This is a genomic window from Nonomuraea sp. NBC_00507 (genome assembly GCF_036013525.1).
Lineage (GTDB): Bacteria > Actinomycetota > Actinomycetes > Streptosporangiales > Streptosporangiaceae > Nonomuraea.
This window is the reverse complement of record NZ_CP107853.1, coordinates 5310502-5335200: the sequence shown is the minus strand read 5'-3', so window position 1 is coordinate 5335200 and position 24699 is coordinate 5310502. Positions and strand designations below refer to the sequence as shown.

Sequence of the window (24699 nt, the reverse complement as noted above, 5' to 3'; positions counted from 1 at the left end):
TCACCCCGGTAGTTCGGTGAGGGCCTGGTCAATGCGGTCCTGCGGGAGGGTGTAGTCCTCCAGTTGCCCGGCCAGATGACGATCGTAGGCGGCCAGGTCGAAGTGCCCGTGGCCGCAGAGCGCGGTGAGGATGACCTTCTCCTCGCCGCTTTCCTTGCAGCGCAGCGCCTCGGCGATGGTCTCGGCGAGCGCGTGCGTGGGCTCAGGAGCGGGCACGATGCCCTCCGTCCTGGCGAAACGCACGCCGGCCTCGAAGCATTCGCTCTGGGATCGGGTGACGGCCTCGAACAGGCCCAGCTCGTACATGTGCGACAACAGCGGCGACATGCCGTGGTACCGCAGGCCGCCCGCGTGGATCGGGTCAGGCACGAACGAATGCCCCAGCGTGTGCATCTTGAGCAGCGGCGTGAGCCCGGCAGTGTCGCCGAAGTCATAGGCGTAGACGCCGCGGGTGAACGACGGGCAGGCGGCGGGCTCGACCGCACGGAACACGGTCGAGATCCGTCCCGCCAGCTTCTCCCGCAGGAACGGGAAGGTCAGGCCGGCGAAGTTGGAGCCGCCTCCCGTGCAGCCGATGACCAGGTCGGGCATCTCGGGAAGCTGCTCGAGCGCCTCCTCGCCGATCACCGTCTGGTGCATGAGCACGTGGTTGAGCACCGAACCGAGCGCGTAGCGGGCGTCGGGGGTCGCCGCGGCCACCTCGACGGCCTCGCTGATGGCGATGCCCAGGCTGCCCGGGGAGTCGGGGTGGTCGGCCAGCACCTTGCTGCCCGCGCCCGTCACGGAGGACGGGCTGGCGTGCACGGTGGCGCCGTACACCTGCATGAGGGAGCGGCGGTACGGCTTCTGGTCGTAGGAGGCGCGGACCATCCAGATCTGGCATTCGACGTCGAACTGGGAACAGGCGAACGCCAGCGCCGATCCCCATTGCCCGGCGCCCGTCTCGGTGGTGAGCAGCCGTACGCCCTCGCGCGCGTTGTAGTAGGCCTGCGGCACGGCCGTGTTCGGCTTGTGCGAGCCCGCGGGCGAGCCGCCCTCGTACTTGTAGTAGATCCTCGCCGGCGTGCCGAGCGCCTTCTCCAGGCGCCGCGCCCGGATCAGCGGCGTCGGCCGCCAGAGCCGGTAGACGTCGAGCACCTCCTGCGGGATCGCGACGAACCGCTCCCCGCTGACCTCCTGCGCGATCAGCTCCATGGGGAAGAGCGGAGTCAGATCGTCCGGCCCGATGGGCTGCCTGGTGCCGGGATGCAGTGGTGGAGGCGGCGGAGCGGGCAGGTCGGGAACGATGTTGTACCAGTTGCTGGGGATCATCGCCCCAGTCTGCGCCGGGAACGCGCGGCATTCCAGCATCCCAGCGCGCCGGGCCGACGGGCGGGGCTACGAGCTGCTGGGCCGTGCTACGAGCCGCCGGGCCGTGCTCGGTCGCCGAGGACCAGGACGGCGAGCCGATCCGGATGATCGGCCCTCACCACTACGTCCGCCGCCTGCTGCGGGCGGACCTCATGCTCATATCGCTCGTACGCGGGCAGCCGCCACCGCTCCTCCTCAGGTGTCCCCCGCTCCAGAGCCCCCGCCGACAGCCACACGTGCACGCTGACGTCGAACGCGAGCCCCCGTCCCAGCAGCAACGTCCCGTCGACCAGCACCACGCCGCCCTGGGGCAGCTCCTGGTACGGCTCCCGGTACGCCCGGTCCACCCGGCTGTCCCACAGCGCCCGCAGCACCCGCCCCGATCCCCCGGCCTCCAGCGGCTCGAGCACTTCCCTCCGCAGGCCCTTCACGTCGAGCCAGTCCTCGTAGAAGGCGTCGGGATCGGTCCTGCCGTGCTCCAGGCGCAGCGACGCGGGCCGCAGGAAGTCGCCCGCCGACACCCGCAGCACGGGCCGCCCCCGCGACCGGAGCGGCGCCACGAGGTCGTCAGCGAGCGTCTGAGGACGCGCGGCGGGCGCCCCGTCCACGGCCACCCGCACCCATTCCTCCCCCGGCCGCGCGGAGATGAGCTGGGCCAGTTCCTCGATGAGGACGTCACGGGAGATCGGTCGCGCACGCATCGTCCCTAGCTTACGATCGCCGATCTCGCGGCAGCCTTGAAGGCGTGCTCCTGATGCGCTGAGGATGTGCGCATGGATGGCGAACCTGTGGGCGGGGCCTGAGGCGGTGGGCGGCCGTCTGTGGCTGACGAGCCGGTCGCTCGTGTTCCGTTCGCATGCGGTGAACGCCCAGAGGGGCGTCTGGGCGTGGCCCATCGAGGAGATCGTGTCGACCGCGCCGGTCAACACCCTCGGGATCGTCCCGAACGGCCTGGCGATCGTGTTGCGAAACGGGGATCGGGTCCGCTTCGTGGTGCGTAAGCGGCGCGCCTGGATTCTGGTGATCGAGCAGACGAGGGGGCTGATCCCGTCGATCTCTGAAGAAATTGCGGAGAACACGAAGGCCAGGTCGCCTCATGCGGCTGACCTGGCCTTTTGGTGCTTGGAGCGGACGACGGGAATCGAACCCGCGTAGCTAGTTTGGAAGACTAGGGCTCTACCATTGAGCTACGTCCGCGCGAACCGGTCGAACTCTGGTCTAGACTTCATCCGGTCGTCAGGGCGTAAGCGTACCGGAGTCCCGGAGCGCATGCGCACTCGACGAGACGGGGCGTGGCGCAGCTTGGCAGCGCGCTTGCTTTGGGAGCAAGAAGTCGCAGGTTCAAATCCTGTCGCCCCGACTTCAGGACCAGCAGGAAGGCCCCCTCCAAGATCGGAAGGGGCCTTCTGAGTGACAAACTGAGTGACATGTCCGCAGGCAGCGCCTACGACGCGCCGAAAATGCGATCCATAGCCACAGCTCCGGACTGGACCACAGGCCGGATCTGCATGCGGTAGACCGCTTCAGTCGTCGCCGTGCTGCTGTGGCCCACCAAGCGAGAGATCTCTTCCAGCGGTAGGCCGTTGTCGGAGAGCAGCGACACGAAACTATGCCGCAGCTCACGAGGAGTCCACTCCTTGGGGTCCAGTCCCTTGGCCTTCTTGATGACAGCGCGGAACGCGCGCCGGACATTGGAGGCATCCAGTTCGGTGCCGTTCTCCGAGGGGAAGACCAGACCGCTGTCTGACCATGAATCCCCTTGAGCCTGCTGTTGGCGAGCGCGGTGCTCGGTCAGCACCTCGACACACTTCGTAGGCAGCGCGAGCGTCCGTCGAGACCTGGGGGTCTTGGTGTCACCACCAGCCCGTACAGATCTCCAGACCGCCATGTAGGGCGGAACCAGCGGAGTGGCTTGAGGATCCCCGTCGAGATCTACGTGATCCCATGTGAGGGGCCGTAGTTCCTCGGTGCGTGCTCCCGTGAGGAGCGAGAGCACGATGTAGTGTGCGCGGTCACTCAAGATGTTGATGAAAGTGACACCGGCGTTGAGCATGGCCAGATGTGGAACGACCCCACCGAGGGTGCTCGGGCGGGGTCGTGGTGTTCAAGCTGGCGTGGTGATGCTCACTCTGGCGCGGCGGATTCGTTGACGGCGGTGCGGGCGGCGGATTCGTCGACAATGGTCTTGCCGGCGGCGTAGGTGGCCAGCAGGGACAGCCGTCCGAGGTTGTTGACCGAGCGGGGATAGCCGCGGGCGGTTTCGTGGATGAGAGCGATGGCGTCGTCGCTGAAGAGCGGGTCGGAGCGGCCGGCCAGGGTCATGTGGTGCCGGACGTAGTCGGCGGTCTCCTCGATCGTCATCCCGGTCATGTGGTAGCGGACGGAGATGCGCTGGTCGAGGGCGGCCAGCACCCCGAGCTTGATCTTGCGTTTGAGCGTGGGCTGGCCGATCAGCAGCGTGGCGAACGGAGAGGAACTGTCCATGTCGAAGTTCGTCAACATACGCACCGATTCGAGCTGATCGTGGGCCAGCATGTGCGCCTCGTCGATCACGAGCACGGGTGTGCGGCCCCGCTCTGCTTGCTCGGTCGCCAGCATGTCGCTGGCCTGGGGGATCAGGGTGGCCTTCTGGTTCTTGGGGACACCGCCCAGGGCAGTGACGATGGCCGTGTGGATGCCGCGTACTCCGACGTCGGGGTTGCCGAGGTAGATGACGAGGTGCCGGGCCGGGTCGAGACCGAAGATCGCGGCCCTGGTCGCGGCGGTCTTACCGACTCCCACTTCGCCGGTGACCACGCCCAATGCTCGTTCGGCGACGCACCAGGCGATGCGGGCGATGGCTTCGGAGTGGGCTGCATGGCGGTGCAGCATGGCGGGGGCCAGGCCCCGCCCGAACGGGGTCTTCGATAGGCCGAAGTAGCCCTGGAGCTTGTCCATCATGGGAGAGTCGTCGTCACTTTCTCGCCGCCGAGACCGGGCAGAGCGGGCGCTGGAGGGGTCAGGTACTGGGGTCGGCAGGACCGGAGTGCCGGCCTGCGGGGCAGGTCGGTCAAGAGGCTGCGGGCCGGGATCAGGTGCAGGATCGCTGCCGGGGTCGAGGCCGAGCTGGGTGTCGACCTGGCCGGTCATTGCGCGTCATCGCCCGGGTGTTCTTCGTCAACATCGTGACCGCTGCCCTGGTCAGAGGCCTGCTGAGCAGGGTCGATCAGGGCGGCGTAGTTGATGCCGGTGGCCACCTGCTGGTCGTGGCTGGTCTCCAGCAGCCGCAGGTAGTCGATGCCGGTCGATGCCGGCTCGGGAGCCGCGGGCATCTCGGGTTTGGCCTTGGGGTGGGCGTTGCGGGTGATGGCCTGCGGGATCGCCATCCCCTGCGGCCTGCCGTTCCAGCGGACCTCCACCATGTTCAGATCAAACGGGTCGAAGACCAGCTCAACGGTGCGGCCAATCAAGGACGCGTCGACCTCGTAGAAGTTGGAGAACAGCTGAACCGTGCTGGTCTTGCGGACCTGCCGGCGTTCGCTCCACTTGAACGCCTCGGTCAGCGCCGCCGGGGTCGGGGTCGGGAACGGCGCGTCCGCGCAACCGGCCATCCAGCGCTGCAGGGGTGTCTGACCGGTCTCGGAGTGGATCCGCCGGTGATAGGCGGTCTCCACCCAGGCCGTGAACAGCCGGTTCAGCTCGGTCAGGCTGGTGACCTTCGTCCCCGACGTCTCCCCGTCACCAGCGATCTCGACCAGGAACTGGCGCCTGACCTCGCCGAACCACCGCTCGATCTTCCCCCGGCCTTCCGGCCGGCCCGGCGCCGAATGCGCGATCTTGATGCCGAGGCGGGCCGCGGCTCGCTTCACCGCGGCATCGACCATCGCGCTGCCGTTATCGAAGTAGATCATCTGCGGGACGCCGCGCGCCGCGAGCGCCGGGCGAAGCGCGGCGGCCAGGCGGACGGTGTCTTCGAAATAGCCCCACCGATGACCGACGACCAGGCGGCTGTGGTCGTCGATGAACGCGAAGAGAAACGTCTTTCGACCTGCGATTTTGGGGCCGTGTAGCGCATCCCCGGTCCAAAGATCATTTGGGTGGTCGGCCTCGAACCGGCCGAACGCGCGCGGGGCCTGGCCGTCCGGGCGGGTGTTGAGCTCGAGCCGGTCGAAGTGCCGGATCAGCGTCCGCGCCGACGGCGACCAGCCCGAGGTGGACCGCAAGATCCGCACGATCTGCGCCGCGGTCCGCTCCGGCTTCTCCCGCTTCAACGCCGCCGCCAGGTTCAGCACCTGCTCCGGCGTGCGCGGCGTCACGTTACGCGGATGCGGGACCAGCGCCTCGAACCCGCCCTCCCGCCAATCGCGGATCCACCGATCGATCGTCCCCCGCGACACCAGCATCGGCTCCCCGAACGGGCCCTCGCGCGTGCTGTCGGCCAGCGCCCGCACCAGCCGGCCCCGCTGCCTGGTCGTCAGCTCCGGATCAGCGGCCTCCCGGATGAGCTGATATCGCCACAGCCCCACCTTCTGGGCGCGCTCGGCTCGCCGACGCGCTTCCTCATCGGCCTTCGACACCCTCGCACCACTCCTCGATGATCGACAACAAAGATCACCGGGAATCGTGCCGCGCTCACATCATCGCTCCCAAGAGCGCACTCGTGTTGATCAACTCGCCTCGCCCGGGCGGCGCCAGCAGACGGCCGCCGGTCGCCGCGCAGGCCACCAGCCATGGGGACAACGCGTTGACGAAGAAGCCCTTGGCGAAGCGCCGCCCCACGGCCATGGACAAGGCGACGACGGCGGCCACCGCGTCGGCGAACGCGGTCGGCGCCGCCGCGGGAAGGACCAGTTGCGTGCTGCCCGCCACCCGCACCAGCACCGTGGTGAAGGCGGCCCGCACCCGCCCGGCCGACGCGGCGAAGCGTCGCAGCCAGCCTCGAACCGTCGACGGCGGACGGCCCAGGTCGGCGGCGATCCGGCGATGCCCTGTGCCACGGGCCTTCGCCTCCAATGCGGCCCCGATCACCTCGACCCCGTCAGCTCGCCGCAGCAACCCCGTGACCGGCAGCAACACGTGCGTCCGCGCGCACGAGCCGCATCGCGTCCGCCGCGGCCTGATCTCGATCAGCGCCTCGCCCATACTCCGCAGCCGGCGCCGACGCCCGAAGCCCCACCCGGTCAGCACGCCAGCGCACGACGGGCACGTGATCTCACCTGCTCGTAATCGCCGCTCGACCTCAGCCGCGTCGACCTCTACCGTGATCAAGGTGCCTCCGGGCACGCACGCACGGCCCTTCCGAGCTCGCTGCCAATCGATACCGGGAGGGCCGTTGCCATGTGACTCACGTCACTCAGAACACGGTCACCGTGACGGCCGGCCTCCCCGACGATCAACCAGGACGATCCGATTGATCTCCTACCGTCACCAACCCGCAGCCTTCACCCGGGATCTCAATGCTCGTGTCACATCCCGATCGTTGATCTCGATTCGGTGATGGTGCAATCCCTTACCGGTGAGGCGATGGGGTCGATGCCTTCGAGGGCGTCGTGAGCGGGAATGACGAAGCTCCGGGGCCCGTGCCGTAATGGCCGGCCCGTCCGGTCAGCTGCTCTCGCAGGGCGTAGACGACCGTGATACGCCCCAACGGGGTATCGGCGGTGTCGACGGTAGTGATGTGCTTGATGGTCTCGTTCTTGTCGCGCAAGGCAGCGATGAGGCCGCCAGGGAGGGTGGCGGTGTTGCCGCCAGCGAGTACGGTGCCTCGGCTCGCTGCGTCGAGCCTGGCTGCCAGCGAGACGAGTGCGCTGGCCTGCGCCTCGGCGTGCTCGCCTTCGTACGGATCCTCGGGAGGGATCATGACGGCGATCGTCGCGCGTTTGCCCGGCTCCCGGTCGATGCTGAGCAGTCCAGCCCGCTCGAACTCGTCGAGCACTGTGGGGTTTTCCTTGTTGAGAGTTCCCGCTTGAGCGGGGTCGTTGGTCATGAGCGCGGCGCCGAGCAGCATGGCAGCCTTCTCATAGGGGGTGGCTGCGGTATCGGTGGGCATGTCGACCGGCATGAGTCTGTTGACCAGCATGCCGAGCTGGTCGAGACGCTGTTGGTCAACGTACGCGTCCTTGAGCGTGACCTGGCCGGCGTAGTCGGCGCCGGCCTGTATGAGCGTGTCCAGGATCGCCTCGCGCTCGGCGGGGTTCGCATCCGGCGCCTCCATGAGTAGGACCCGCTCACCCCTGAGCAACTCGGCTACTCGCTCTGGCGTCGCGGCGGCGATGAACGCGTCATTCTCCGCTTGGAGGCGCTCCAGCGCTTTGATCTGAGTGCGCAGTTCCTCCTTCGTCGTGGCCAGCTGTGCCGTGAGGTCCTGGGTCGTCTTGAGTGCCGGTTCCTGGAGCAGTGAGGTGCCGAGCACGATGCCCACCGTCAGCGCAAGGAAGATCGAGACGATGGAGGCGATGTGATACCGGAAATCGATCAATCCGAGGAATCCGATCGGCAAGTGGCAGCGAGTTGGGCCATCAAGGCAGAGCGGCCGGAGGGTTTCGTCATGTCTTGCGAGCCTATAGAAATGGGATCATCCCGACTTGTTGAACGCCAGGATTTCTCACGCCCCCACGGTGACGGGAACGGCAACCGTGTCCCGGTCGATCCGGTCGGCAACCGTCCACCACACCTCGCACCGTCGGGCATAGCACACCCCTGGAATACGCCTCGGGGACATGCGGCCCTGAGCGCCATGAGCAACCCAAAGCCCAAGCCACCCGACTGAAACCATGATCACGAGTTCAGACGCGGGCGGTCGTGCTCACGATGGCGTCGCACACGAAACCGGACACGCCCAACCCACCCCTCGGTCACTGATCAACACCATCAGCGACCGACAACCCCACTACGTCCTCATGCAGCGTGGCGCGGAACATGTAGGCGTGCATGCGGGTGCCTTCTGCGGCAGTGAGTACGGCTTCCGCTTGCGCGAAAGTGAGTGCCTTCGAAGGCCGTCCCGCCGTACCGGTGGGCACGCTGCACAATTCGACCACGTTCCGCTTCACCTTGTCGCGCGCCATGGCTCGCTTGATGGCCCTATTCAGGCATGAGTGCATAATCTGCAGCGTCCGGGTGCTCAAACTGCCGGACTTGCTGGCGAGCCATTTGTCGACATCATCGGCGCGGAGATCCCGAAGCTTGCGCTTGCCCAGCGCCGGGACGACGTGAAGACGGCAGATGTTGGTGTAGAGCTTGATCGTGTCCTCGTCGCGTCCACTGAGCCCGTAGGCCAGCCAGTCATTCACGGCTCGTTCCACGGTGTAGTCGCTGGGTGCGATCGCAAGGCCGTCCTCGTGATCACGTAGAACCTCCTTGAGTTTGGTCTTGGCTTCGGTCTTGGTTCGTCCGGCGGCTTTGCGGGTGATGCGTCGGCCTGCCGGGGTGTAGCCGATGGTGATTTCGGCGATCCATCGCTGGCGGGTTTCGCTCCAGTACAGCCCGCCGTCGCCGTGTGCGCGTTGCTTGGGCATCAGGCCGCCTGCGCTTCCTGCTCCAGGAGCTTGATGTACTCGGCGATGGCGTCGGCCGGGACGCGTCGGGCACGTCCGGCCTTGACGGTGCGCAGGCGTCCGGCGCGGATCTCTTGGTAGAGGTAACGCCGGGACAGGCGCAGGACGACGCCAGTTTCGTTGACGTCGTAGAGCGCTTGGCCCGGGTAGTGGACGGTCTTGCCGTTGGTGGGCATGGTGGTAGTCCGTTCGCGTTCTGAGGTTGGTCAGGCGGCGAGCGGTGTGGACAAACTGCGTGCCTGTTCGTAGGCGAGTTCTTCGCGTCCTGCTCGGGTGCGTTCGCGGGCTTGCGCCGCTGCCGTGTTGGCGAGGAGTTGGTCACCGGTCGTGTGCCAGCCGGTGCCTGCGTAGGTGAGGAACCCGATGACGAGAGTGGTTTCCTCGGTTTTGGTGTCAAGGTTTGCTTGACGGTGGAATCGCGTTGTTTCGGGGTGTCCCTCTGGCCTTGGGTGGCCGTCGTTGAGGGCTTGTGCGCGTTTGTAGGCGGCTCGTTCTTCGCGGATGGAGCCGAAGGTGATCGAGTAGCGGCGGGCTTTGGTGAGGAAGTGTCCGCCGAAGCCGAGCATATGGGCCCACCTGCGCAATCCGGCCCATTCGGGTGTTTGGCCGAGGGTCCAGGCGGCGGCAATGAGGCGTTCAGGGTGAGTGCCGTGGGGGCTGGCGTACAGGTCGATGGTGTCGAGGGTGAGTCGCCGGGAAGTGTGGCCGGTGGCTTCGGTGCCTTTGGTGGAGTACTTGGCAAGGTAGGCGGCCACGGCCTGGTCGTCGAGGGCGTCGCCGGAAGCCGACAGGGTGATGGGTCGGATCTCGTATTGGCCACCCCAGGCAATGGGCCAGCCATCGAGGCGGGTGGGGTGGGAATCAGTGGTGTAGGCGATGGTGGTGGCGGCCAGGGTGACGGCGGCGATGATGTCGTCAGCGGTGATGCCGTCCGGGGGTGCAGTGATGGCGTCGGGGTTGTCGGGGTCGATGCCGTCCAGGCGGAGCAGGATGTGGAAGTGGACCGCGCCGCGTGCTTGGTATTCGGCGGCTTTGCCGTGGGAGAGCCGAATTTTGGTCAGGCCGCGTTGCCGAGCGAGCTGGTTGAGGTGGCGTTCGGCGTGTTGTTTGGTGCGGCGCCAGAGTTCTCCGGCGTGGTGGTTCCAGACGACGTGGTGGGCGTGGTCGTAGCAGTCGGCGCAGAGGGGCCGGCCAAGCTGCTCGTCACCAGCGGCGTGGCGTTGCCAGCAGACCAGCGGAGTTCCGTGGGGACAGCTCGGGGCGTCGCGGCGGGCGTGGCAGGGGGCCGCTCGGCAGATGCAGCGGGTTTTGTCCCGGCAGGTGCAGTGGCGTACGTCGCGGGTGTGGACGAGGCCGAAGGAGGGGGCGGTGAGGGTGGCGAAGACGGCCGGGTGGGTGCGGACGCTGTCGGGGACGGTTTTGCCGCCGACGAGTCCGGCGCGTACCAGGTGGTAGGCGTCGTGTTGGTAGGTGGTGGCGCAGGCGGGGCAGACGGTGTGGCGTCGATTGCCGCAGGCCTTATAAATGACGCCGTCCGGCAGGGAGGAGGTGTGCCGGTGGGCGAGGATCTCGCCAGTGTGGGTGTTGACGGTGGCGAGACTGCCGTGGAGGCGGATCGGATTCGTGCAGCTGGCAGCTGATTCGACGTGGCGGAGCCAGGCAGGGTAGTCGGGGCGTGCGACGCGTTCCAGGGCGGTGCGGACGTGCTGGCGAGGTTCGTGCACGAAGGGGCTGAACAGGTGGGGTTCGGTGTTCGCCCCCACGCCCGGGGCCGGGGAAGCGGTCCCGGGGGTGAGAGCCAGCGCCGAAGCGGTGTCGAGCTGGATAGGCATGGGTTAGTGCTGTCCTTCCAGGACGTGAGTGGGCAAGTGCAAGACCGGCAAGGCCGGGGTCCGCTCCTGGCGAGTACGGTCGTCGGTGTGCGCGTAGTCCTGGCGCTCGTGGCCGAGGGACGTTACCGCAGGTTGAGGCGTGGTTTCCGGCTCAGGATCGGGTTCGGGTGCGGTGGCCGCTTGGAGTGTCGCCGGTTCAGTGGTGGGGGTGCGTGAGAGCACCAGCTTGGTAAGGGCGAGGAAGGCCAGTGCAGGGATGGCGGCGATCAGCCATCCGGTGGGGTGGGGTTTGGCGACAGCGATCTGTGCCGCGACGGACAGGATGGCCGAGGCGATGAGAACGATCATCGGGTAGACGGTGCGTTGGCCGTTCCGCTTGCGGCGTCGGACTTCCAGGCCGGAGGCGGTGGGGGTGAGTTCGGAGATGACGGCGTTGGCCCAGCCGAACCATTCGCCGGTTCCTTCGGGGCTGTTGGCCATGGTCCAGTCGTGGACGTGGGTGAAGGAGGCTGCTCCGGCCATGAGGCCGACGAGGAGCAGGATGAGGAGCTGGACGCTCGATTCGATGCGTTCGGCTCGGTTAGACGGTGAGGGCATGGTGTTCTCCCTGTGCGTCGCGACTAAGTGGGACGACGGGTTGGTGGCACTCGGCACAGGTGAAGGAGGCTGTGGCGAGCAGGTTGGCGGCAACGGTGATGATCCGGTTGCATGTGCAGGTGGCAGACACCAGGTTGATCGCGTAGGGCGTGGTGGTGGCTGCCGGTGCCGCATGGTCGTTGTCGGCCAGCTCCCAGCCGCTGACGCGTGGAGTGATGCCGCACAGTGGGCAGGATCGTGAGGCTCCGCCTCGGTTCTTCAGGGAGCGTTCGAGGTTGCGTCCGCCGGTCCAGACGCGGGCGACGGCGAAGTCGATGCCTTCGGCGGTGATGACTTGCAGTAGACGGGCGCCGGTGCCGTTGCGGTGCTGGCGGAGTCGCCGGGTCAGGTCTCCCGGCGTCCAGCCGATGTAGTGGCGGGCGTGTTTGTACGCTCGGTCGAAGTGCAGCAGGTAGACGGTTCCGCTGGAGCTCATGTGGACTCACCACCCCAACGCTGTTGAGCGGCCTGGCGGGTGACGCCGAGGGGGCGGGCGATATCGGCCCAGGAGTAGCCGTGCTCGGCACGGAGCTGGGTGACGGCTTGGGCAATGGCGTGGTCGAGTTCGGCGACGACGCCTGTGAGGTCGGCGAGGGCTTCGATGTCGCCTTCGGCGATGCGCTTGGTGTAGGCGCGGATGATGCGCTTGAGGAAGGCGGCGTAGTCGGGGTTTTCGATGGAGCGGCTCACGATGCGCTCCGCTCGCTCTGCTTGGTGCGACGAGCGCGCAGGGCTTTGCCGAGGGCGTCGAGCTGCTTGCTGGTGGGCTTGCGCTTGGGTAGCGCACGGGTGATGTCGTAGAGGTAGGCGACGCGGCCGCCTTTGCGCCACAGGATCTTGGCGACGGGGGCTTGTCCGCCGGGGCGCAGGCCGAGGGCGGCAAGTTGGCGTCGGGTCTTCAGGTGCTTGGGGGCCCACTTCCAGGGGTAGGTGGGCAGGCCATATTGGCTGCCGGTGGGGTCGTAGAAGACGACGCGAGTACCGGGGGTGGCGTTGAGCCGGTCGAGCTGCGGTATCCGGGCAGCCGACGCGGGAATAGAGTGCATGACAGTTCTGCTCCTTTGCTTGGTCGCTGGGAGTGGACTTGAGAGGCGGGGGCCGGAGATCTTTGGCGAGAGGTCCGGCCCTCGCTTGCGTGTGTCAGTCAGTGCCGTCAGGCAGGGTGATGGGGTCGCCGCAGCAGGCGCAGTGCCAGCCGTCGGCGGCCAGATAAGTGGAGCGGCACTCTCCGTCGCACAGGACGAATTCAGCGGTGCCGTGGCTGTCGGTGCCGAGGGTGAGTTGCGGAGAGCCGCAGACCGGGCAGGCCACGATCCAGGAGATCAGGCACATAGCGAGCACCTCGGCGCAGGCGGGGCAGTAGCAGCGCGAGTTTTCGCGTCTGCCGATGAGCCAGCCGGATTGTGTCGCGTTCAGGATGGGGATCATGTTGGAGCAGCGGTTGTCGCACTGGACCATCCAGTTGCGAAGGTCCGGGCTGCCGTTGGCGTGGTAGGCCTTGTGGATCACAGCGGCCTCCAGTGGGGGTCGTCGTAGGCAGAGGCCGGCACGGTCATCGCGATCGTGTTCTCGCCGATGTCGTTCTTGAGCCAGAACATCGGCAGGAGCCAGGTGCAAGGGCGGCTGAGTTCGTCGTACCAGCGGGTGTGGCCGATGATTTCCGGGCTTTCCAGCCAGGTGATCGCAGCGGTGGAGTCAGCGGTCATTGATGTACACCTCCCGGCACCAGGTGCATTCCAGGGCACTTTCGCGGCCTCGGTCGGTGGTGATGGTGATTTCGATGAAGGTGTCATTGCTGCACTCGACGCAGCACAGGGCGAGCACCTCCAGGTCGTGAGGTGCCTGGTCGGGCCAGGGCACCTCACTCAAGGCCGGGACCGTGTCGTGGTCATGGGGCATGGTGGTTCTCCGTTCAAGCGGCGAGTTGTATGGGGTCCGGATCGCCGTTGCGGCGGATCCAGGTGACGTAGTCGACGAGCTGGTGGATCTGCGCGTCGGTCAGGTAGGCGGCTTTGACCAAATGGGGGATGCCGCCTTCAGCGATGAGGTAGAAGACACCCGGGGGTTTCCGGGCTGATGGCTTGGGCGTTGAATCCGGCCAAGGCCCAGCCGTGGCCGAGGATGATGTCGGAGCTGTTGGGGGTGGTGCAGCGGAAGGCTGCCCGGTAACCGAACAGATCGCGTAGCGAGGTGGGGATGATGTCCACGCTGGGGCGCTGGGTGGCGGCGATGACCGGCATGGCGCAGGCTCGGCCTCGGGCGACCAGGTCGCGGACGAGGGCGATGAACTCTTTCTGCTGCTCGGGTGTGCCGGTGGTGGCGGTGTAGTAGGCGAGTTCGTCGATGAAGATGCCGATGACTTTGATGAGGTCGCTCGGCAGGAACTTGCGGCGGCCGTTCGCCAGCAGCCAGGAGTAGCGTCGGTCCATCACCTTTTGCAGGCGCCTAAGGACGCGAAGGCCCTTGTCGATGTCGGGGCCGACGAAGACGCCGCCGGTTGCTTCGGCGGCTTCCATCCACATCCCCAGTTCGACCCATTTGGGGTCGAGCAGGACCGGGGTGAAGTCGTGGCACAGGAAGGCGTGCCCGACGAGGTTTTGGATCAGTACGGATTTGCCGCCGCCGGGTTCTCCGGCGTCCAGCAGGTTGTGGTAGACCAGGTCGAGGTAGACCGGGTTGCCGAATTCGTCGATCCCGATGAACACCGGGTCGAACATGGACATGGACGGCGCTACCGGGATCGTGTCCGGGAGTTCGGGAAGAGCCGCGTGCATGGCAGCGTCACCTCTTACGTGTCTGAAGGCGCGATGTGAAGTGCTACCGGGAGGGGCAAAACAAGGGGCTTCTCCCGGTAGCGGACGACGCGTCAGATCCAGTCGAGGTCAGGGTTTTCCGTAGCCGTCTTGGCGGGGATGCCGGTGACGGCCGGGGGTCGGCCGTTCTTCCTGGCCGGACGCTCGGTGGTGTCGGTGTCGTCGGTTTCCGGCACGTCAGCGAGATCGAGCTGAGCCGGAACAGTTGGGACCGGCCGGGGTAGGGCCGGAACGTCGGTCGGCAGGTCCTCGGTGAGGGGGGAGCCGACCAGGCCGCCGAGGACATCGCGGCGTTTGATGTCCAGGTAGATGGCGGCGGAGTTGGAGGTGTGGGCCTTGGTCACGGTGACCGAGGCGGCCCAGCAGGCGACGGCGATTCTGTCGAGCTGGTTTTCGATCTGCTCCAGGGACAGGCCGGGACGCAGCCAGACCCAGACGCGTTCTCCGACCGGGATGGGCTTGGCCAGGCCGATGAAGGGCAGGTGGCCGTGCCGGTCGGCGGGCAGGAAGGAGTTGAAGCAGGTGCGCAGGCGGTGCCGGACGATGAGGCACCACAGCAGCGCCAGCGTGTAGCGGCGCACGGCCGGGACGAGGCCGATGGAGGCGATGGTGCTGGCGTAGATGACGCCTGTGATGATTGGGTTGATCTGGTCTTGGAGGTACACCCAGCCGCCGATCAGCAGCATGGCGAGGGTGATTTCCGGCAGCCACCACCAGATGGCGCGCAGGACGGGCCAGATGGCGATGATGCAGGCGGTGATGCCGCCGATGATGGTGCCGGCTATCAGGCCGAGGGGCACGGCGGCGAGCGGGTGCAGGTGTTGGGTGGCGATGACGGCGGTGAAGGGGCCGACGATGGCCATCACCACGTAGAAGGTGATCTTTGCGGTGCGCAGGTAGCTGTACTGCACGTTCTGTTGGATCACCGTGACGGAGTTACCGCGACGGCCGATGCCGCCTCTGTTGTTGTGGCGCGTGCCAAAGGTACCCTTGGACATGGCTCTCCTCCTGTCGAGGGTGGGGGGGTTGAGGCGGGACCGTGGCGTGTGGCAACAGGCACGGTCCCGCTCATGCGTTCAGGAATCCGTGAGTCCTGACGCGAGGGGCGAATAACGCCTACAGGGCGTCACGTTCGAGGCTGAAGTACAGAATGCTGAACTCCTGTGCACCGAGCTCTCGCTTGATGTTGTTTTCGACGATGTGGGTCAAGACAGCCAAACGGCTGGTTCCCGGTTGCACGTCGAGGGTGCCGGTGGCGGTGATGTGGCGACCGCTGATAACCACGGTCATGAGGTACATGTACCGCGTGGTGGTTTGCGTGTTGGCGTTCATGCAGTCTCCGTTTCAAACGGGCGCTGACTGCTGCTCCGAGGCCGGGACCGGCCTGGATGTGAGCATCAGCGCCGATCCCGAATCTCCGGTTGGTTGCCTGGAGATGTGGCAACGAATCTCCAGGTGATCTCTTTTGTGCGATCTTCGACGATTCGGCTGACGAAGATCAGGAACGCGGTCTACTTGGTAGCCGAAGCACCAGCGAGCTTGATGTCAGCCGCGCGGAAGGCCACGCCGTTGCGACCGTTGGTCGCCCAAGGCAGTGCCTCCAGCTTGAACAGGGCGACCTGAGAACCAACGGTCACCGTGGGCCTTTCACCGGCCGTAGTGACGTTGATCATCTCGCCGCCCGTCTCGTCCAGCGCCATGACCTGCGTGACCCACATCGGTCGGCCGGTCTCCCGCTCGGACTTCTGACGCCCGTTCTGGTCGGACTTCTCGACCGCTTCCTTCGTCACCATGAACGACTTGCCGGTGACGTCGATGAAGAGCTTCACAGAGCTCACCTCCGGATCGAGGGCCGCACCCCTGTGGTGCGAATTCCCATGTTTCGAGGTTGGCGCGTCCCGATGAATTCGGCGATACTTTCTAAGTGGCCCAGGCGGATGACCACATTGACCTCACGGAGGCAACATGGGGCAGCCGAGAAGAGAACTGACACCTGATCGTTCTCCCTTGCACCTGTGGGGCTCTGAGCTGCGAGCATGGCGTGATCGTCGAGAACTCTCTCTCGCCAAGATGGGTGAATTGATCCGCTATAACCCCAGCTACTTGGCTCGAATTGAACGTGGAGAACGAAAACCACCACGCGAACTCGCTGAGGCAGCGGACCGAGAACTCAACACCAGCGGAGCTCTTCTCCGATTGTGGGAACTCATCGACTCCAACCCGAATGGCATTCGTCACTCCAACCATGTGGCCAATCACCCTGACCATGTGGCCAACATGCGCCAGATTGTGGCCCCAACGTCCGAGCTCCCCGCAGAGTCAGATGAGGCGGGGGTCACCATCCCCTGCCGTACACAAGACGGAGGGATCATCTTCGTGACTCTGCCTCGCCGTACGTTCCTCAGCGGCCTGGGCTTGGGCACTATGGCGGCAGTATCCGCCAGCCCATCGGCTTCCGCTCAATCAAGAGCTCTCGGCTCACCTCAGGCCATCTCGGCTCCCGATCTCAAACCTGCCGAGCATTTCCGCCAGCTGCGCCGCGTCCTCATCGACAACGACAACCTCTTGGGGCCGCTCCGGGCCATCCCCACCGTCGAAAGTCAGATCGACGCCATCCGCCAACTGAGACTCAGCTACAGGGGTTCCGACGCCAGCGAACTGCTGTACATCCAGACGCAGTACGCCGAGCTATGCGGATGGCTCTATCAGGACACCGGGGACTTCCGCTCTGCACAGTTCTGGACCGACAGAGCCTTGGAATGGTCGTACGCCGCAGGGGTACCTGACCTCACGACGTTCATCCTCGCTCGTAAGAGCCAGCTCGCCGGCGACATGCGCGACGGGGTCACTGCGATCGACCTTGCAACCGCAGCTGCCCGACAAGCTCGTCCTGACACTCGGCTCGGTGCCATCGCCGCCACTAACGGTGCTTACGGCTACGCGCTGATAGGCGACAATCGGAACGCCCACCAGATGCTTGATCTCGCACACGATCTCATCAGCAACCAGGACATGGATCCAGCGTTCTCCTGGGGCTCATGGATGGATGACGCCTACATCGAGATCCACCGCGCGCGAAGCCTCTACACGGTCGGCCAGTACACCGAGGCGGCAGAGGGGTTCCGCACAGCGATCGAGAACCTTCCGGCCATGTACCACCGTGATCGGGGTGTCTACCTCGCCCGCGAATCACTCGCGTACGTCGGTGCCCACGAGCCTGAACAAGCGGCTTCCACCGGCCTACAGGCGCTCGGCATCGGTCAGGCGACCGGGTCAGCGCGGATCATCACGGAGCTAACCAAACTCGATGGACAATTGGAGCGATGGCACTCAGTACCCGCCATCGCTGAGTTCCGGGAAGCCTTCGACGGACTCATTGCCCACCAAACATGAGCTTGCCCATCGAGCAGAGGATCTTCAGATAATGCAGCAACGCCCGTACGTACTCCTGAGCTGTGCCATGTCAGTCGATGGCTACATCGACGACACGACACCCGAGCGGCTCTTGTTGTCCAACGCGGCGGACTTCGACCGAGTCGATCAGGTTCGCGCCGAGAGCGACGCGATTCTCATCGGCGCGACCACCATGCGGAAAGACAACCCACGTCTGCTGGTCAACTCCGAAGAACGGCGTACTCAGCGAGTAGCGCGGGGACTTCCGGCCTACCCTCTCAAGGTCACCGTTACCAACAGCGGGGATCTGGATCCCGACCTCCGGTTCTGGCACCACGGCGGCGACAAAGTTGTCTACTGTCCCGATTCGACCGTGTCGAAGGTCCGGAAGAGCTTGAACGATCTCGCCGATGTAGTGGGAACCGGGCCTAATCTGGACCTGCCAACGATGCTTGACGATCTGGGATCGCGTGATGTGCACCGCCTCATGGTCGAGGGCGGCAGCACCATCCATACGCAGTTCCTCACCCAGGGCCTGGCTGATGAGATTCACCTCGCAATCGCGCCCATCTTCGTTGGCGACTCGAAGGCTCCCCGATTCGTCAGTAATGGCATGTTCCCAGGCGGGACTGCCCATCGGATGAAAATCGCTGACGTCCAGACTGTCGGCGATGTTGTCTTGATCCGCTATCTGCCCAAACAGTCCTCCGGAGACAGCACTTCATGAACCCAGCAGAAGTGACTGACATCGATCACCGGTGGCTCATGAAGGCGATCGAGCTAGCCAAGAAGTGCCCACCATCATCAACAGCCTTCTCCGTTGGCGCGATCATCGTGGGCAAAGACGGGAACGAGATTGCCAGCGGGTACTCAAGAGACATCGACCTGCATGTCCATGCTGAAGAATCAGCTCTATCGAGAGTCGGACATGCCTCCCTCCGTGAGGCAACCATCTACAGCACTCTGGAACCCTGCTCATTCCGGAAATCGCGTCCAACAACCTGTACAGATCTCATCCTGGCAGCCGGTATTCCTCGGGTCGTGATCGCATGGCGAGAGCCCTCCCTATTCGTAGCTGACTGCCAAGGCGTCGAATTGCTTCGAGAGCGGGGAGTCGAGGTCGTCGAACTGCCCGAACTGACTGACTTGGCCGCCGCCGTCGGCATGCCAATGAGCCGGTAACGAATATGCGAATGTGACCTGTGAGAACTTTCTCTACATACTTAAAGCGGCCCTGACCGGGCCGCACGCGCCGCCGACTCGGCGCGGGCCGGCTCACGCCGCTTGGGCTCTGTGACCGGCCCGCACGAACGCCGGTCGGCTGGCGCGAACGAAGGCAGGGCCGCTTGAGGCGCGGTGCTCTGCTCACGGGGTCGAGCTCGCTAAGCGCAAGCTGAGCCAGTCACGGGGCCGGGGTTACGGCATGCCTCCGGCGGGGGCGCTCCGGCTCCGGGCTGGCCAAGATCGCGGCGTGCGGCGGTGGAGTGGTTGCGGTGGAAGCCTGCCCGCCTGCCGTCGCCCCAGGACGAGCCCTAGCAGACCAGCCGCGGGGCCGCCCATGCTCCATCACGACTCTGGCATCGGGCGCGCGGTTGGGGCAGCCCCGCGGCTGGCCCGCTATCCCTGGCGGGTGGGACGACGGCAGACGGGCAGGCAAGCTCTGGTGACATTTATTGATATGCGCTACCGGCTTCCAGATACGCGCGACGCAGACCTGACCGTACGGCAGGATGGGCGCCATGTTGGAGATCAACTTGCTGTCCGAATCCGACCGCGCCTGCTGGGAAGTGCTGGCCCGTGGTAAAGACACATACTTCGAGGTCGAACGCAGCGACGACGACTACGAACCGACCTGGCGACGCCTTCTCGACGACGAGCAGATACGCGGGATCGCCGCCCGACTGGACGGCAAAATGGTCGGCATCGCGCACTACCTGCTCCACGCCAGTGTTTGGTACTCCGGGAGATGCTATCTGGCGGACTTGTTCGTGGACGCGGAAGTCCGGCGGCGGGGTATCGCGACGGCAATGATCGAGTGGGTGGCGCGGGACGCCAAGGAGCGCGGCTTCCCAGGCCTCTACTGGAACACGCTGGAAGACGCCCCGGCTCGCGCGCTGTACGACAAGGTGGGCAAGTTCCACAAGGGGCTCATCCTCTACACCTACCGGCGTGACGCGAATCAGACCTCCACCCAGCACTGAGAGGCAACCAGGAGGGGCAACCTTGACGGGGCCGACCACAGCCAGCGGAACTACCCATCGACCGCTCGAATCGATCAGCGACCGGGGCATCGAGTCCAGAGAACTGATCACCGTGCGTTGCGCCTCACCACCCGCGATTGGCTGGCATCCCGAACGAACGAATCAGAACTCGCCTGACTGGCCTGACCGCCTGCCCGATTTCCCGCGTACTGATCGACACCGCGCAATCCTGGTTCAAGTCCAGTCACGGAGCGAGTGACAAAATGAGTGACATCGGGGGAGCATGCCACCGCTCGATCATGCACACCGGTGCACATCACATGCAACCTGACCAGCCAAATCGTCAGGGCTCTTGATCGCTGGCACTGCTTTGGGAGCAAGAAGTCGCAGGTTCAAATCCTGTCGCCCCGACCAGCTCAAGGGCCGCATCCGATCCGGAGGCGGCCCTTGTGCGTCCGTCCCACACAGCCGAGAGGCCGGCGGAGGACGGAAGGCCGGCTGCAGCGCGGCGCATGAAAGCGCACATCTCAGGGCATGCGGGCGATGAGCGACTTCGGGGCGATCTGGCGATAGGCGTCGGCGACGATCTCGGCCACCTCCGCCCAGTCCACCTCCGGCACATCCAGATAGACGCCCAGCCACCCACGATGCCCCACATACGGCGGCCGGAAGAAGCGCTCGGGGGCCTCGGCCACCAGTTCCTGCTGCGCCCCGGCCGGGGCCGCGCACCAGAACGCCAGGCGGTCGTCGTGGTGGTGGTCGGCGAACATCACGAACGTCTTCTTGTCCCGGACGAACCAGGTCGGCTCTCCGTGACTCAGCCGTTCGGTGACCTCCGGCAGGGCCAGGCAGAGCGCGCGCAGCCGGTCCAGCGCGGCCTCCACGGCAGCGTCAGCCCGTCAGCGTGAGGGGGTTGACGAGGTCGGCGTAGACCAGCAGGCCCGCCATGATCATCATGACGATGGCGATCGCGTACGTCAGCGGCAGCACCTTCGCGATGTCCACGTACTTCGGCTCGGGACGGCGCATGATCTTGGCGTACGCCCGCTTGATGCCCTCCCACAGGCCCCCGGCGATGTGGCCGCCGTCGAGCGGCAGCAGCGGGATGAGGTTGAACATGCCGATCGCCAGGTTGAAGCCGGCCAGCAGGTTGACGAAGATGGCGATCTTCTTCTCGTTGGACAGGTCGGAGGCGAGGATCTCACCGCCCATCCGGCCCGCGCCCACGACGCCGACCGGGCCCTCAGGGTCGCGTTCCTCGCCCGAGAAGGCCGCGTGCCAGACGCCGACCATCTTCTCCGGCAGGTTGAGCAGCGAGCCCGCCACGCGGGCCGTCAGCGCGCCCATGTAGCCGACGACCTCGCCCATGCTCTGGCGCTCCATGACCTCCGTCGGCAGGACGCCGAGGAAGCCGACGTTCTTGTCGATCTTCTGGGGGTCCTGGAGGTTGGGGCGGTCCTGGGCGATGAGGGTGACGTTGAGCGTCATCGCCTTGCCGTCGCGGACGATGCCGAGCTGGACCGGGCCGGGCCCGTGGCCGCGGATGAGGCGGGTCGCGTCTTCCCAGGTGTTGATCTTCTGGCCGTCGAAGGAGACCATGCGGTCGCCGGGCTTCATCTTGGCCTGGGCCGCGGGGGTCAGCTGGTCGTCGGGCTTGCACGTGGTGCGCTGCTCCGAGACCGGGATCACGCAGGTGTGGGTTTTGGGGGACACGACCGGGGCCCAGCTCGGCAGGCCGATGCCGACCAGCAGGATGCTGAAGAAGACGAACGCGAGCACGAAGTTCATCAGCGGCCCGCCGGACATGATGATGACCTTCTGCCACCACTTCTTGCGGTAGAAGACGCGGTCGTCGTCGCCGGGCTGGACCTCCTCCTGGGCGGCGTCGCGGGCCGACTCGATGAGGGCCTGGAACGGGCCCGTCGAGGTGCTCCTGACCTTCGCCGGGTCGTCGCCGGGACGCGGCGGCAGCATGCCGATCATGCGGATGTAGCCGCCGAACGGGATCCACTTGATGCCGTATTCGGTCTCGCCCTTACGCCGGGACCACGCGGTCGAGCCGAAGCCGACCATGTATTGGGTCACCTTGACGCCGAAGAGCTTGGCGGGCACGAGATGGCCGACCTCGTGCAAGGCGATGGAGAGCATCAACCCGAGCAGGAAGATGATGATCCCCACCAAATAGAGCCAGTTCATCTATGCGCGCTCCAGGGCAAGGCGGACGGTCCCGACAGCCCCAGGGTAGTCGAACTCCCCCCGCCCGACGTGGCGCCGGTGAAGCCAGGCATGGCTCGGCGGCGCCGGGCAGACTGCTACGGGCGCCAGATCAGCACGAGGGCGCAGTCGTCGTTGTGGCCGGAGGCCATGGCGTTGACCAGGGCCCTGGCGCCGTCGCGGAAGCCGGACGGCAGCAGCCGCTCCGCCTCGCCGAGCAGCCGGTCCAGCCCGGCGTCGATGTCGCGGCCGGGCTGCTCGATCAGCCCGTCGGTGAACAACAGCAGCGCGTCGCCCTTGCGCAGGGTGCCGCTGTCGGGCTCGCAGTGCAGGTCGGGCACCACGCCGAGGACCACGCCCTTGGCCGAGGCGACCTGCCAGTTGCCCGTGCCCGCGTCGAACTTCACCACCGGCGGATGCCCGGCCGATGTGATCGTGTAGTCGCCCGTGGCCAGGTCGAGGCGCAGGTGCACGGCGGTCACGAAGCCCTCGTCGCCCCGCTGGCGGTGCAGGTACGTATTGCAGGCAGGCAGGAAGTCGTCGACCGAGCCAAGCAGGCCGCCGAACGTGCCTGACAGCAGCAGCGCTCTGGTGCCCGCGTCCACGCCCTTGCCGGACACGTCCACGAGGGCGATCTCCACGGTGTTCCCATCACGCATGGAGACCAGGAAGTCCCCGCCGAAGGAGGACCCGCCGGCCTGCTTGAGCACCACCTTGGCGCCCCAGTCCTTGGGTAGCGGAGGCAGCTCACCCTGGCTCTTGAGCCGGTCGCGCAGCTCCAGCAGCATCGCGTCGCCACGCAGCCCCTGCACGCCCAGCTTGCCCCTGGTGCGGGCCATGAGCAGGGCGAGCACGGTGGTGAAGGCGATCGTCACGGTGAGCCCCAGCCCGATCCTGGCCACACCGAGCGTGATCGCGATGAACCCGAGCGCGACGCCCACGGCCACGAGCAGCTTGATCAGGCTGCGCAGCCGCAGCTGGAGCCCGCCGAGCAGGGTGACGAGGATGAGCAGCGAAGGCGAGAACCACTCGGTCGAGACCCTCGCGGCCAGCGCACCGATGACGATCGCGAGCGTGGACAGGGCGATGAGCAGGTTGCGATCGCGGGCCAGCGGGCCTCTGCGAACGAATCGGACAATGGGCACGAGGAAGGGCACCCGTACGAGGACCGCACGGACCCGTGGCGGGATCAGCGGCGCCGGACGGGAACTCATGATGCGCCTGACTGTATCGGTCTGGCCCGTGTTTGGGCAGCCCACTTGACCAACACCTTGATCATTAAGGACGGATATTCAGTGGCCTTCCCCCTTTGCGCGCTCCTACGGTGGACTGATGACGTATCCGATCCGTCCCATCGATGAGACCGAGTGGCCGGTGTTCACCCAGGTTCTCGAAGAGGCGTTCAACTGGACCCCGAAGCCGCAGCAGGCCGAGCGGTGGAAGGCCGAGACGGAGTTCGACCGCACGCTCGCCGTCTTCGACGGTGATCTCATGGTCGGGGTCACCGCGGTTCTCAGCTTCACCATGACGGTGCCCGGCGGGCAGTTGCCCGTCGGCGGCGTGACCGCCGTCAGCGTGCTGCCCTCGCACCGCCGCCGCGGGGTGCTGTCCTCGATGATGCGCAGGCAGCTGGCCGACATCCGCGAGCGCGGTGAGCCGGTCGCCGCGCTCTACGCCTCCGAGTCGGTGATCTACAGCAGGTTCGGGTACGGCAGGGCCGCCAGCATGCTGACATTCCGCATCAGCAAGCGCGCCTCGGCGTTCGTCAAGAACGCGCCGGTCGACCCGTCGCTGCGGATCAGGGTGGCCAAGCCCGCCGCCGTGCGCGCCGAGCTCGAGAAGGTGTACGCGTCCGTGGTGACCGCCCGGCCGGGGCGCTACGAGCGCAACGCGGCCTTCTGGGACAGCACGCTGGCGGATGAGGAGTTCGACCAGCGGGGGTCGGGCCCGCTGCGCGCGGTGCTGGCCGAGGACGATCGGGGCGTGCGCGGCTACGCGGTGTTCAGGGTCAAGGGCTCCTGGGACGACCACGACCTGCCTACCGGGGAGCTGCAGCTGCATGAGCTCGAGGCGGCGGACCCGGCGGCCTACGCCCTGCTGTGGCGCAGTGTCCTGGATCGCGACCTCATCACGACGGTGCGGGCGGTCAGGCCGGTGGACGACCCGCTGATCTCCTTGCTGGCCGACCAGCGGCAGCTGCGCGCCGGCTGGAGCGACGAGCTATGGGTACGCGTGGTCGAGGTGGACCGAGCGCTGGCCGGCCGCGCCTATGTCGCGCCGGTGGACCTGGTGATCGAGGTGGAGGACGAGGTGTGCCCGTGGAACGCGGGCCGCTGGCGGCTGACCGCGGACACGACGGGCGCCGCCTGCAAGCCGGTCGACGACGAGCCCGACCTGACCGTGCCGGTGGCCGCGCTCGGGTCGGCCTACATGGGCGACGGGCAGCTCGTCCAGCAGCTGGAGGCGGGGCTGCTGCGCGAGCACCGGCAGGGCGCGGTGCGGTCGCTGGCCACGGCCATGTCCTGGAGTCCCAAACCGTGGGCCGGCCGGGTCTTTTGACGTAGGGTCAAACGATGGCGCTGCAAAGCTTGCAGATCACCGCGACCATCGCCATGCGGGCGCGTGACGTGTCGAGACCGTCGAAGGAACAGCAGGAGGCCGCCGATCGGCGGCCCCTGCGCGATGAGATGCCCAGGCGCGAGACCAAGGGCAAGAGCCGATGAGATCG

Annotated in this window: 31 protein-coding genes and 2 tRNA genes; 8 read left to right on the top strand and 25 right to left on the bottom strand. The window is 66.3% G+C overall.

What is annotated here, in order from left to right; translation table 11 throughout:
- The gene (locus tag OHA25_RS26005; RefSeq protein ID WP_327590106.1) at positions 1 to 1311 is read right to left on the bottom strand and encodes a TrpB-like pyridoxal phosphate-dependent enzyme; all 1311 of its coding nucleotides are present in this window, start codon (positions 1309 to 1311) and stop codon (positions 1 to 3) included.
- 86 nt (positions 1312 to 1397) lie between these two features.
- Positions 1398 to 2051 carry a uridine kinase gene (locus OHA25_RS26000; RefSeq protein WP_327590105.1) on the bottom strand — a complete coding sequence of 218 codons (654 nt, stop codon included), beginning with the start codon at positions 2049 to 2051 and terminating at the stop codon, positions 1398 to 1400.
- Positions 2052 to 2127: 76 nt separating this feature from the next.
- Here OHA25_RS26000 and OHA25_RS25995 point away from each other — a divergent pair, with 76 nt between their 5' ends.
- Positions 2128 to 2505, top strand: a complete 378-nt coding sequence (locus tag OHA25_RS25995) for a hypothetical protein (RefSeq protein ID WP_327590104.1) — start codon at positions 2128 to 2130, stop codon at positions 2503 to 2505.
- Here the strand turns inward: OHA25_RS25995 and OHA25_RS25990 are convergent.
- Positions 2474 to 2547, bottom strand: a tRNA-Gly gene (locus OHA25_RS25990). The two genes, OHA25_RS25995 and OHA25_RS25990, sit on opposite strands and share 32 nt — an antisense overlap.
- A gap of 89 nt (positions 2548 to 2636) precedes the next feature.
- On the opposite strand from OHA25_RS25990, the gene OHA25_RS25985 reads away from it, so the two are divergent.
- A tRNA-Pro gene (locus OHA25_RS25985) sits at positions 2637 to 2710 on the top strand.
- A gap of 84 nt (positions 2711 to 2794) precedes the next feature.
- Here OHA25_RS25985 and OHA25_RS25980 read toward each other — a convergent pair.
- From OHA25_RS25980 to OHA25_RS25890, 19 genes are all read right to left on the bottom strand, one after another.
- Positions 2795 to 3403, bottom strand: coding sequence for a site-specific integrase (locus OHA25_RS25980; RefSeq protein WP_327590103.1), 609 nt, complete (start codon positions 3401 to 3403; stop codon positions 2795 to 2797).
- A 71-nt stretch (positions 3404 to 3474) separates the two neighbouring features.
- Positions 3475 to 4290: an ExeA family protein gene (locus tag OHA25_RS25975; RefSeq protein ID WP_327586890.1), complete on the bottom strand. Its 816-nt coding sequence runs from the start codon at positions 4288 to 4290 to the stop codon at positions 3475 to 3477.
- A 185-nt stretch (positions 4291 to 4475) separates the two neighbouring features.
- The gene (locus OHA25_RS25970) at positions 4476 to 5906 is read right to left on the bottom strand and encodes a DDE-type integrase/transposase/recombinase (protein ID WP_327586889.1); all 1431 of its coding nucleotides are present in this window, start codon (positions 5904 to 5906) and stop codon (positions 4476 to 4478) included.
- Between the two features lie 55 nt (positions 5907 to 5961).
- A complete protein-coding gene (locus OHA25_RS25965; RefSeq protein ID WP_327586888.1) occupies positions 5962 to 6597 on the bottom strand; it encodes a helix-turn-helix domain-containing protein in 636 nt (211 codons plus the stop codon).
- A 241-nt stretch (positions 6598 to 6838) separates the two neighbouring features.
- Complete coding sequence (locus OHA25_RS25960) at positions 6839 to 7807, bottom strand: copper transporter (protein ID WP_327586887.1); 969 nt, start codon at positions 7805 to 7807, stop codon at positions 6839 to 6841.
- Between the two features lie 376 nt (positions 7808 to 8183).
- Positions 8184 to 8843, bottom strand: a complete 660-nt coding sequence (locus OHA25_RS25955) for a hypothetical protein (protein WP_327590102.1) — start codon at positions 8841 to 8843, stop codon at positions 8184 to 8186.
- Positions 8843 to 9058 (bottom strand): helix-turn-helix domain-containing protein, encoded by a 216-nt coding sequence (locus OHA25_RS25950; RefSeq protein WP_327590101.1) that lies wholly within the window; start codon positions 9056 to 9058, stop codon positions 8843 to 8845. The genes OHA25_RS25955 and OHA25_RS25950 overlap by 1 nt, the downstream gene beginning before the upstream one ends.
- A gap of 30 nt (positions 9059 to 9088) precedes the next feature.
- Positions 9089 to 10714, bottom strand: coding sequence for a replication initiator (locus tag OHA25_RS25945; protein ID WP_327590100.1), 1626 nt, complete (start codon positions 10712 to 10714; stop codon positions 9089 to 9091).
- A 3-nt stretch (positions 10715 to 10717) separates the two neighbouring features.
- Complete coding sequence (locus OHA25_RS25940) at positions 10718 to 11311, bottom strand: DUF2637 domain-containing protein (RefSeq protein WP_327590099.1); 594 nt, start codon at positions 11309 to 11311, stop codon at positions 10718 to 10720.
- Complete coding sequence (locus tag OHA25_RS25935) at positions 11295 to 11786, bottom strand: hypothetical protein (protein ID WP_327590098.1); 492 nt, start codon at positions 11784 to 11786, stop codon at positions 11295 to 11297. The genes OHA25_RS25940 and OHA25_RS25935 overlap by 17 nt, the downstream gene beginning before the upstream one ends.
- Positions 11783 to 12040, bottom strand: coding sequence for a hypothetical protein (locus OHA25_RS25930; protein WP_327590097.1), 258 nt, complete (start codon positions 12038 to 12040; stop codon positions 11783 to 11785). Before OHA25_RS25930 ends, OHA25_RS25935 begins: the two co-directional genes overlap by 4 nt.
- A complete protein-coding gene (locus OHA25_RS25925; protein WP_327590096.1) occupies positions 12037 to 12396 on the bottom strand; it encodes an RRQRL motif-containing zinc-binding protein in 360 nt (119 codons plus the stop codon). The genes OHA25_RS25930 and OHA25_RS25925 overlap by 4 nt, the downstream gene beginning before the upstream one ends.
- A 94-nt stretch (positions 12397 to 12490) precedes the next feature.
- On the bottom strand, positions 12491 to 12859 hold the full coding sequence (locus tag OHA25_RS25920; RefSeq protein ID WP_327590095.1) for a hypothetical protein: 369 nt from the start codon (positions 12857 to 12859) through the stop codon (positions 12491 to 12493).
- Positions 12856 to 13056 carry a hypothetical protein gene (locus OHA25_RS25915; RefSeq protein ID WP_327590094.1) on the bottom strand — a complete coding sequence of 67 codons (201 nt, stop codon included), beginning with the start codon at positions 13054 to 13056 and terminating at the stop codon, positions 12856 to 12858. Before OHA25_RS25915 ends, OHA25_RS25920 begins: the two co-directional genes overlap by 4 nt.
- Positions 13046 to 13219: a hypothetical protein gene (locus OHA25_RS25910; protein WP_327590093.1), complete on the bottom strand. Its 174-nt coding sequence runs from the start codon at positions 13217 to 13219 to the stop codon at positions 13046 to 13048. The genes OHA25_RS25915 and OHA25_RS25910 overlap by 11 nt, the downstream gene beginning before the upstream one ends.
- Before the next feature lie 167 nt (positions 13220 to 13386).
- Positions 13387 to 14124, bottom strand: coding sequence for an FtsK/SpoIIIE domain-containing protein (locus tag OHA25_RS25905; RefSeq protein ID WP_327590092.1), 738 nt, complete (start codon positions 14122 to 14124; stop codon positions 13387 to 13389).
- A 92-nt stretch (positions 14125 to 14216) separates the two neighbouring features.
- A complete protein-coding gene (locus OHA25_RS25900; protein ID WP_327580674.1) occupies positions 14217 to 15161 on the bottom strand; it encodes a hypothetical protein in 945 nt (314 codons plus the stop codon).
- A 118-nt stretch (positions 15162 to 15279) separates the two neighbouring features.
- A complete protein-coding gene (locus OHA25_RS25895; protein ID WP_327590091.1) occupies positions 15280 to 15495 on the bottom strand; it encodes a hypothetical protein in 216 nt (71 codons plus the stop codon).
- Positions 15496 to 15674: 179 nt separating this feature from the next.
- Complete coding sequence (locus OHA25_RS25890; protein WP_327580676.1) at positions 15675 to 15992, bottom strand: hypothetical protein; 318 nt, start codon at positions 15990 to 15992, stop codon at positions 15675 to 15677.
- Positions 15993 to 16128: 136 nt separating this feature from the next.
- Here OHA25_RS25890 and OHA25_RS25885 point away from each other — a divergent pair, with 136 nt between their 5' ends.
- From OHA25_RS25885 to OHA25_RS25870, 4 genes are all read left to right on the top strand, one after another.
- Positions 16129 to 17556: a helix-turn-helix domain-containing protein gene (locus tag OHA25_RS25885; RefSeq protein WP_327590090.1), complete on the top strand. Its 1428-nt coding sequence runs from the start codon at positions 16129 to 16131 to the stop codon at positions 17554 to 17556.
- A gap of 67 nt (positions 17557 to 17623) precedes the next feature.
- Positions 17624 to 18283 carry a RibD family protein gene (locus OHA25_RS25880; protein WP_327590089.1) on the top strand — a complete coding sequence of 220 codons (660 nt, stop codon included), beginning with the start codon at positions 17624 to 17626 and terminating at the stop codon, positions 18281 to 18283.
- Entirely contained in the window at positions 18280 to 18738 is a 459-nt protein-coding gene (locus OHA25_RS25875) for a deaminase (protein WP_327590088.1), read from the top strand. The genes OHA25_RS25880 and OHA25_RS25875 overlap by 4 nt, the downstream gene beginning before the upstream one ends.
- A gap of 557 nt (positions 18739 to 19295) precedes the next feature.
- The gene (locus OHA25_RS25870; RefSeq protein ID WP_327590087.1) at positions 19296 to 19757 is read left to right on the top strand and encodes a GNAT family N-acetyltransferase; all 462 of its coding nucleotides are present in this window, start codon (positions 19296 to 19298) and stop codon (positions 19755 to 19757) included.
- A 527-nt stretch (positions 19758 to 20284) separates the two neighbouring features.
- On the opposite strand, the gene OHA25_RS25865 is transcribed toward OHA25_RS25870, so the two are convergent.
- The 3 genes from OHA25_RS25865 to OHA25_RS25855 form a co-directional block, all read right to left on the bottom strand.
- Positions 20285 to 20641, bottom strand: a complete 357-nt coding sequence (locus tag OHA25_RS25865) for an MmcQ/YjbR family DNA-binding protein (RefSeq protein ID WP_327590086.1) — start codon at positions 20639 to 20641, stop codon at positions 20285 to 20287.
- Between the two features lie 7 nt (positions 20642 to 20648).
- Positions 20649 to 21953 (bottom strand): M50 family metallopeptidase, encoded by a 1305-nt coding sequence (locus OHA25_RS25860; RefSeq protein ID WP_327590085.1) that lies wholly within the window; start codon positions 21951 to 21953, stop codon positions 20649 to 20651.
- A gap of 116 nt (positions 21954 to 22069) precedes the next feature.
- A complete protein-coding gene (locus tag OHA25_RS25855) occupies positions 22070 to 23185 on the bottom strand; it encodes a PP2C family protein-serine/threonine phosphatase (protein ID WP_327590084.1) in 1116 nt (371 codons plus the stop codon).
- 118 nt (positions 23186 to 23303) lie between these two features.
- On the opposite strand from OHA25_RS25855, the gene OHA25_RS25850 reads away from it, so the two are divergent.
- Both OHA25_RS25850 and OHA25_RS25845 read left to right on the top strand, forming a co-directional pair.
- Positions 23304 to 24530: a GNAT family N-acetyltransferase gene (locus OHA25_RS25850; RefSeq protein WP_327590083.1), complete on the top strand. Its 1227-nt coding sequence runs from the start codon at positions 23304 to 23306 to the stop codon at positions 24528 to 24530.
- A gap of 14 nt (positions 24531 to 24544) precedes the next feature.
- Positions 24545 to 24694 carry a hypothetical protein gene (locus OHA25_RS25845; RefSeq protein WP_305915157.1) on the top strand — a complete coding sequence of 50 codons (150 nt, stop codon included), beginning with the start codon at positions 24545 to 24547 and terminating at the stop codon, positions 24692 to 24694.
- Positions 24695 to 24699: the final 5 nt, after the last annotated feature.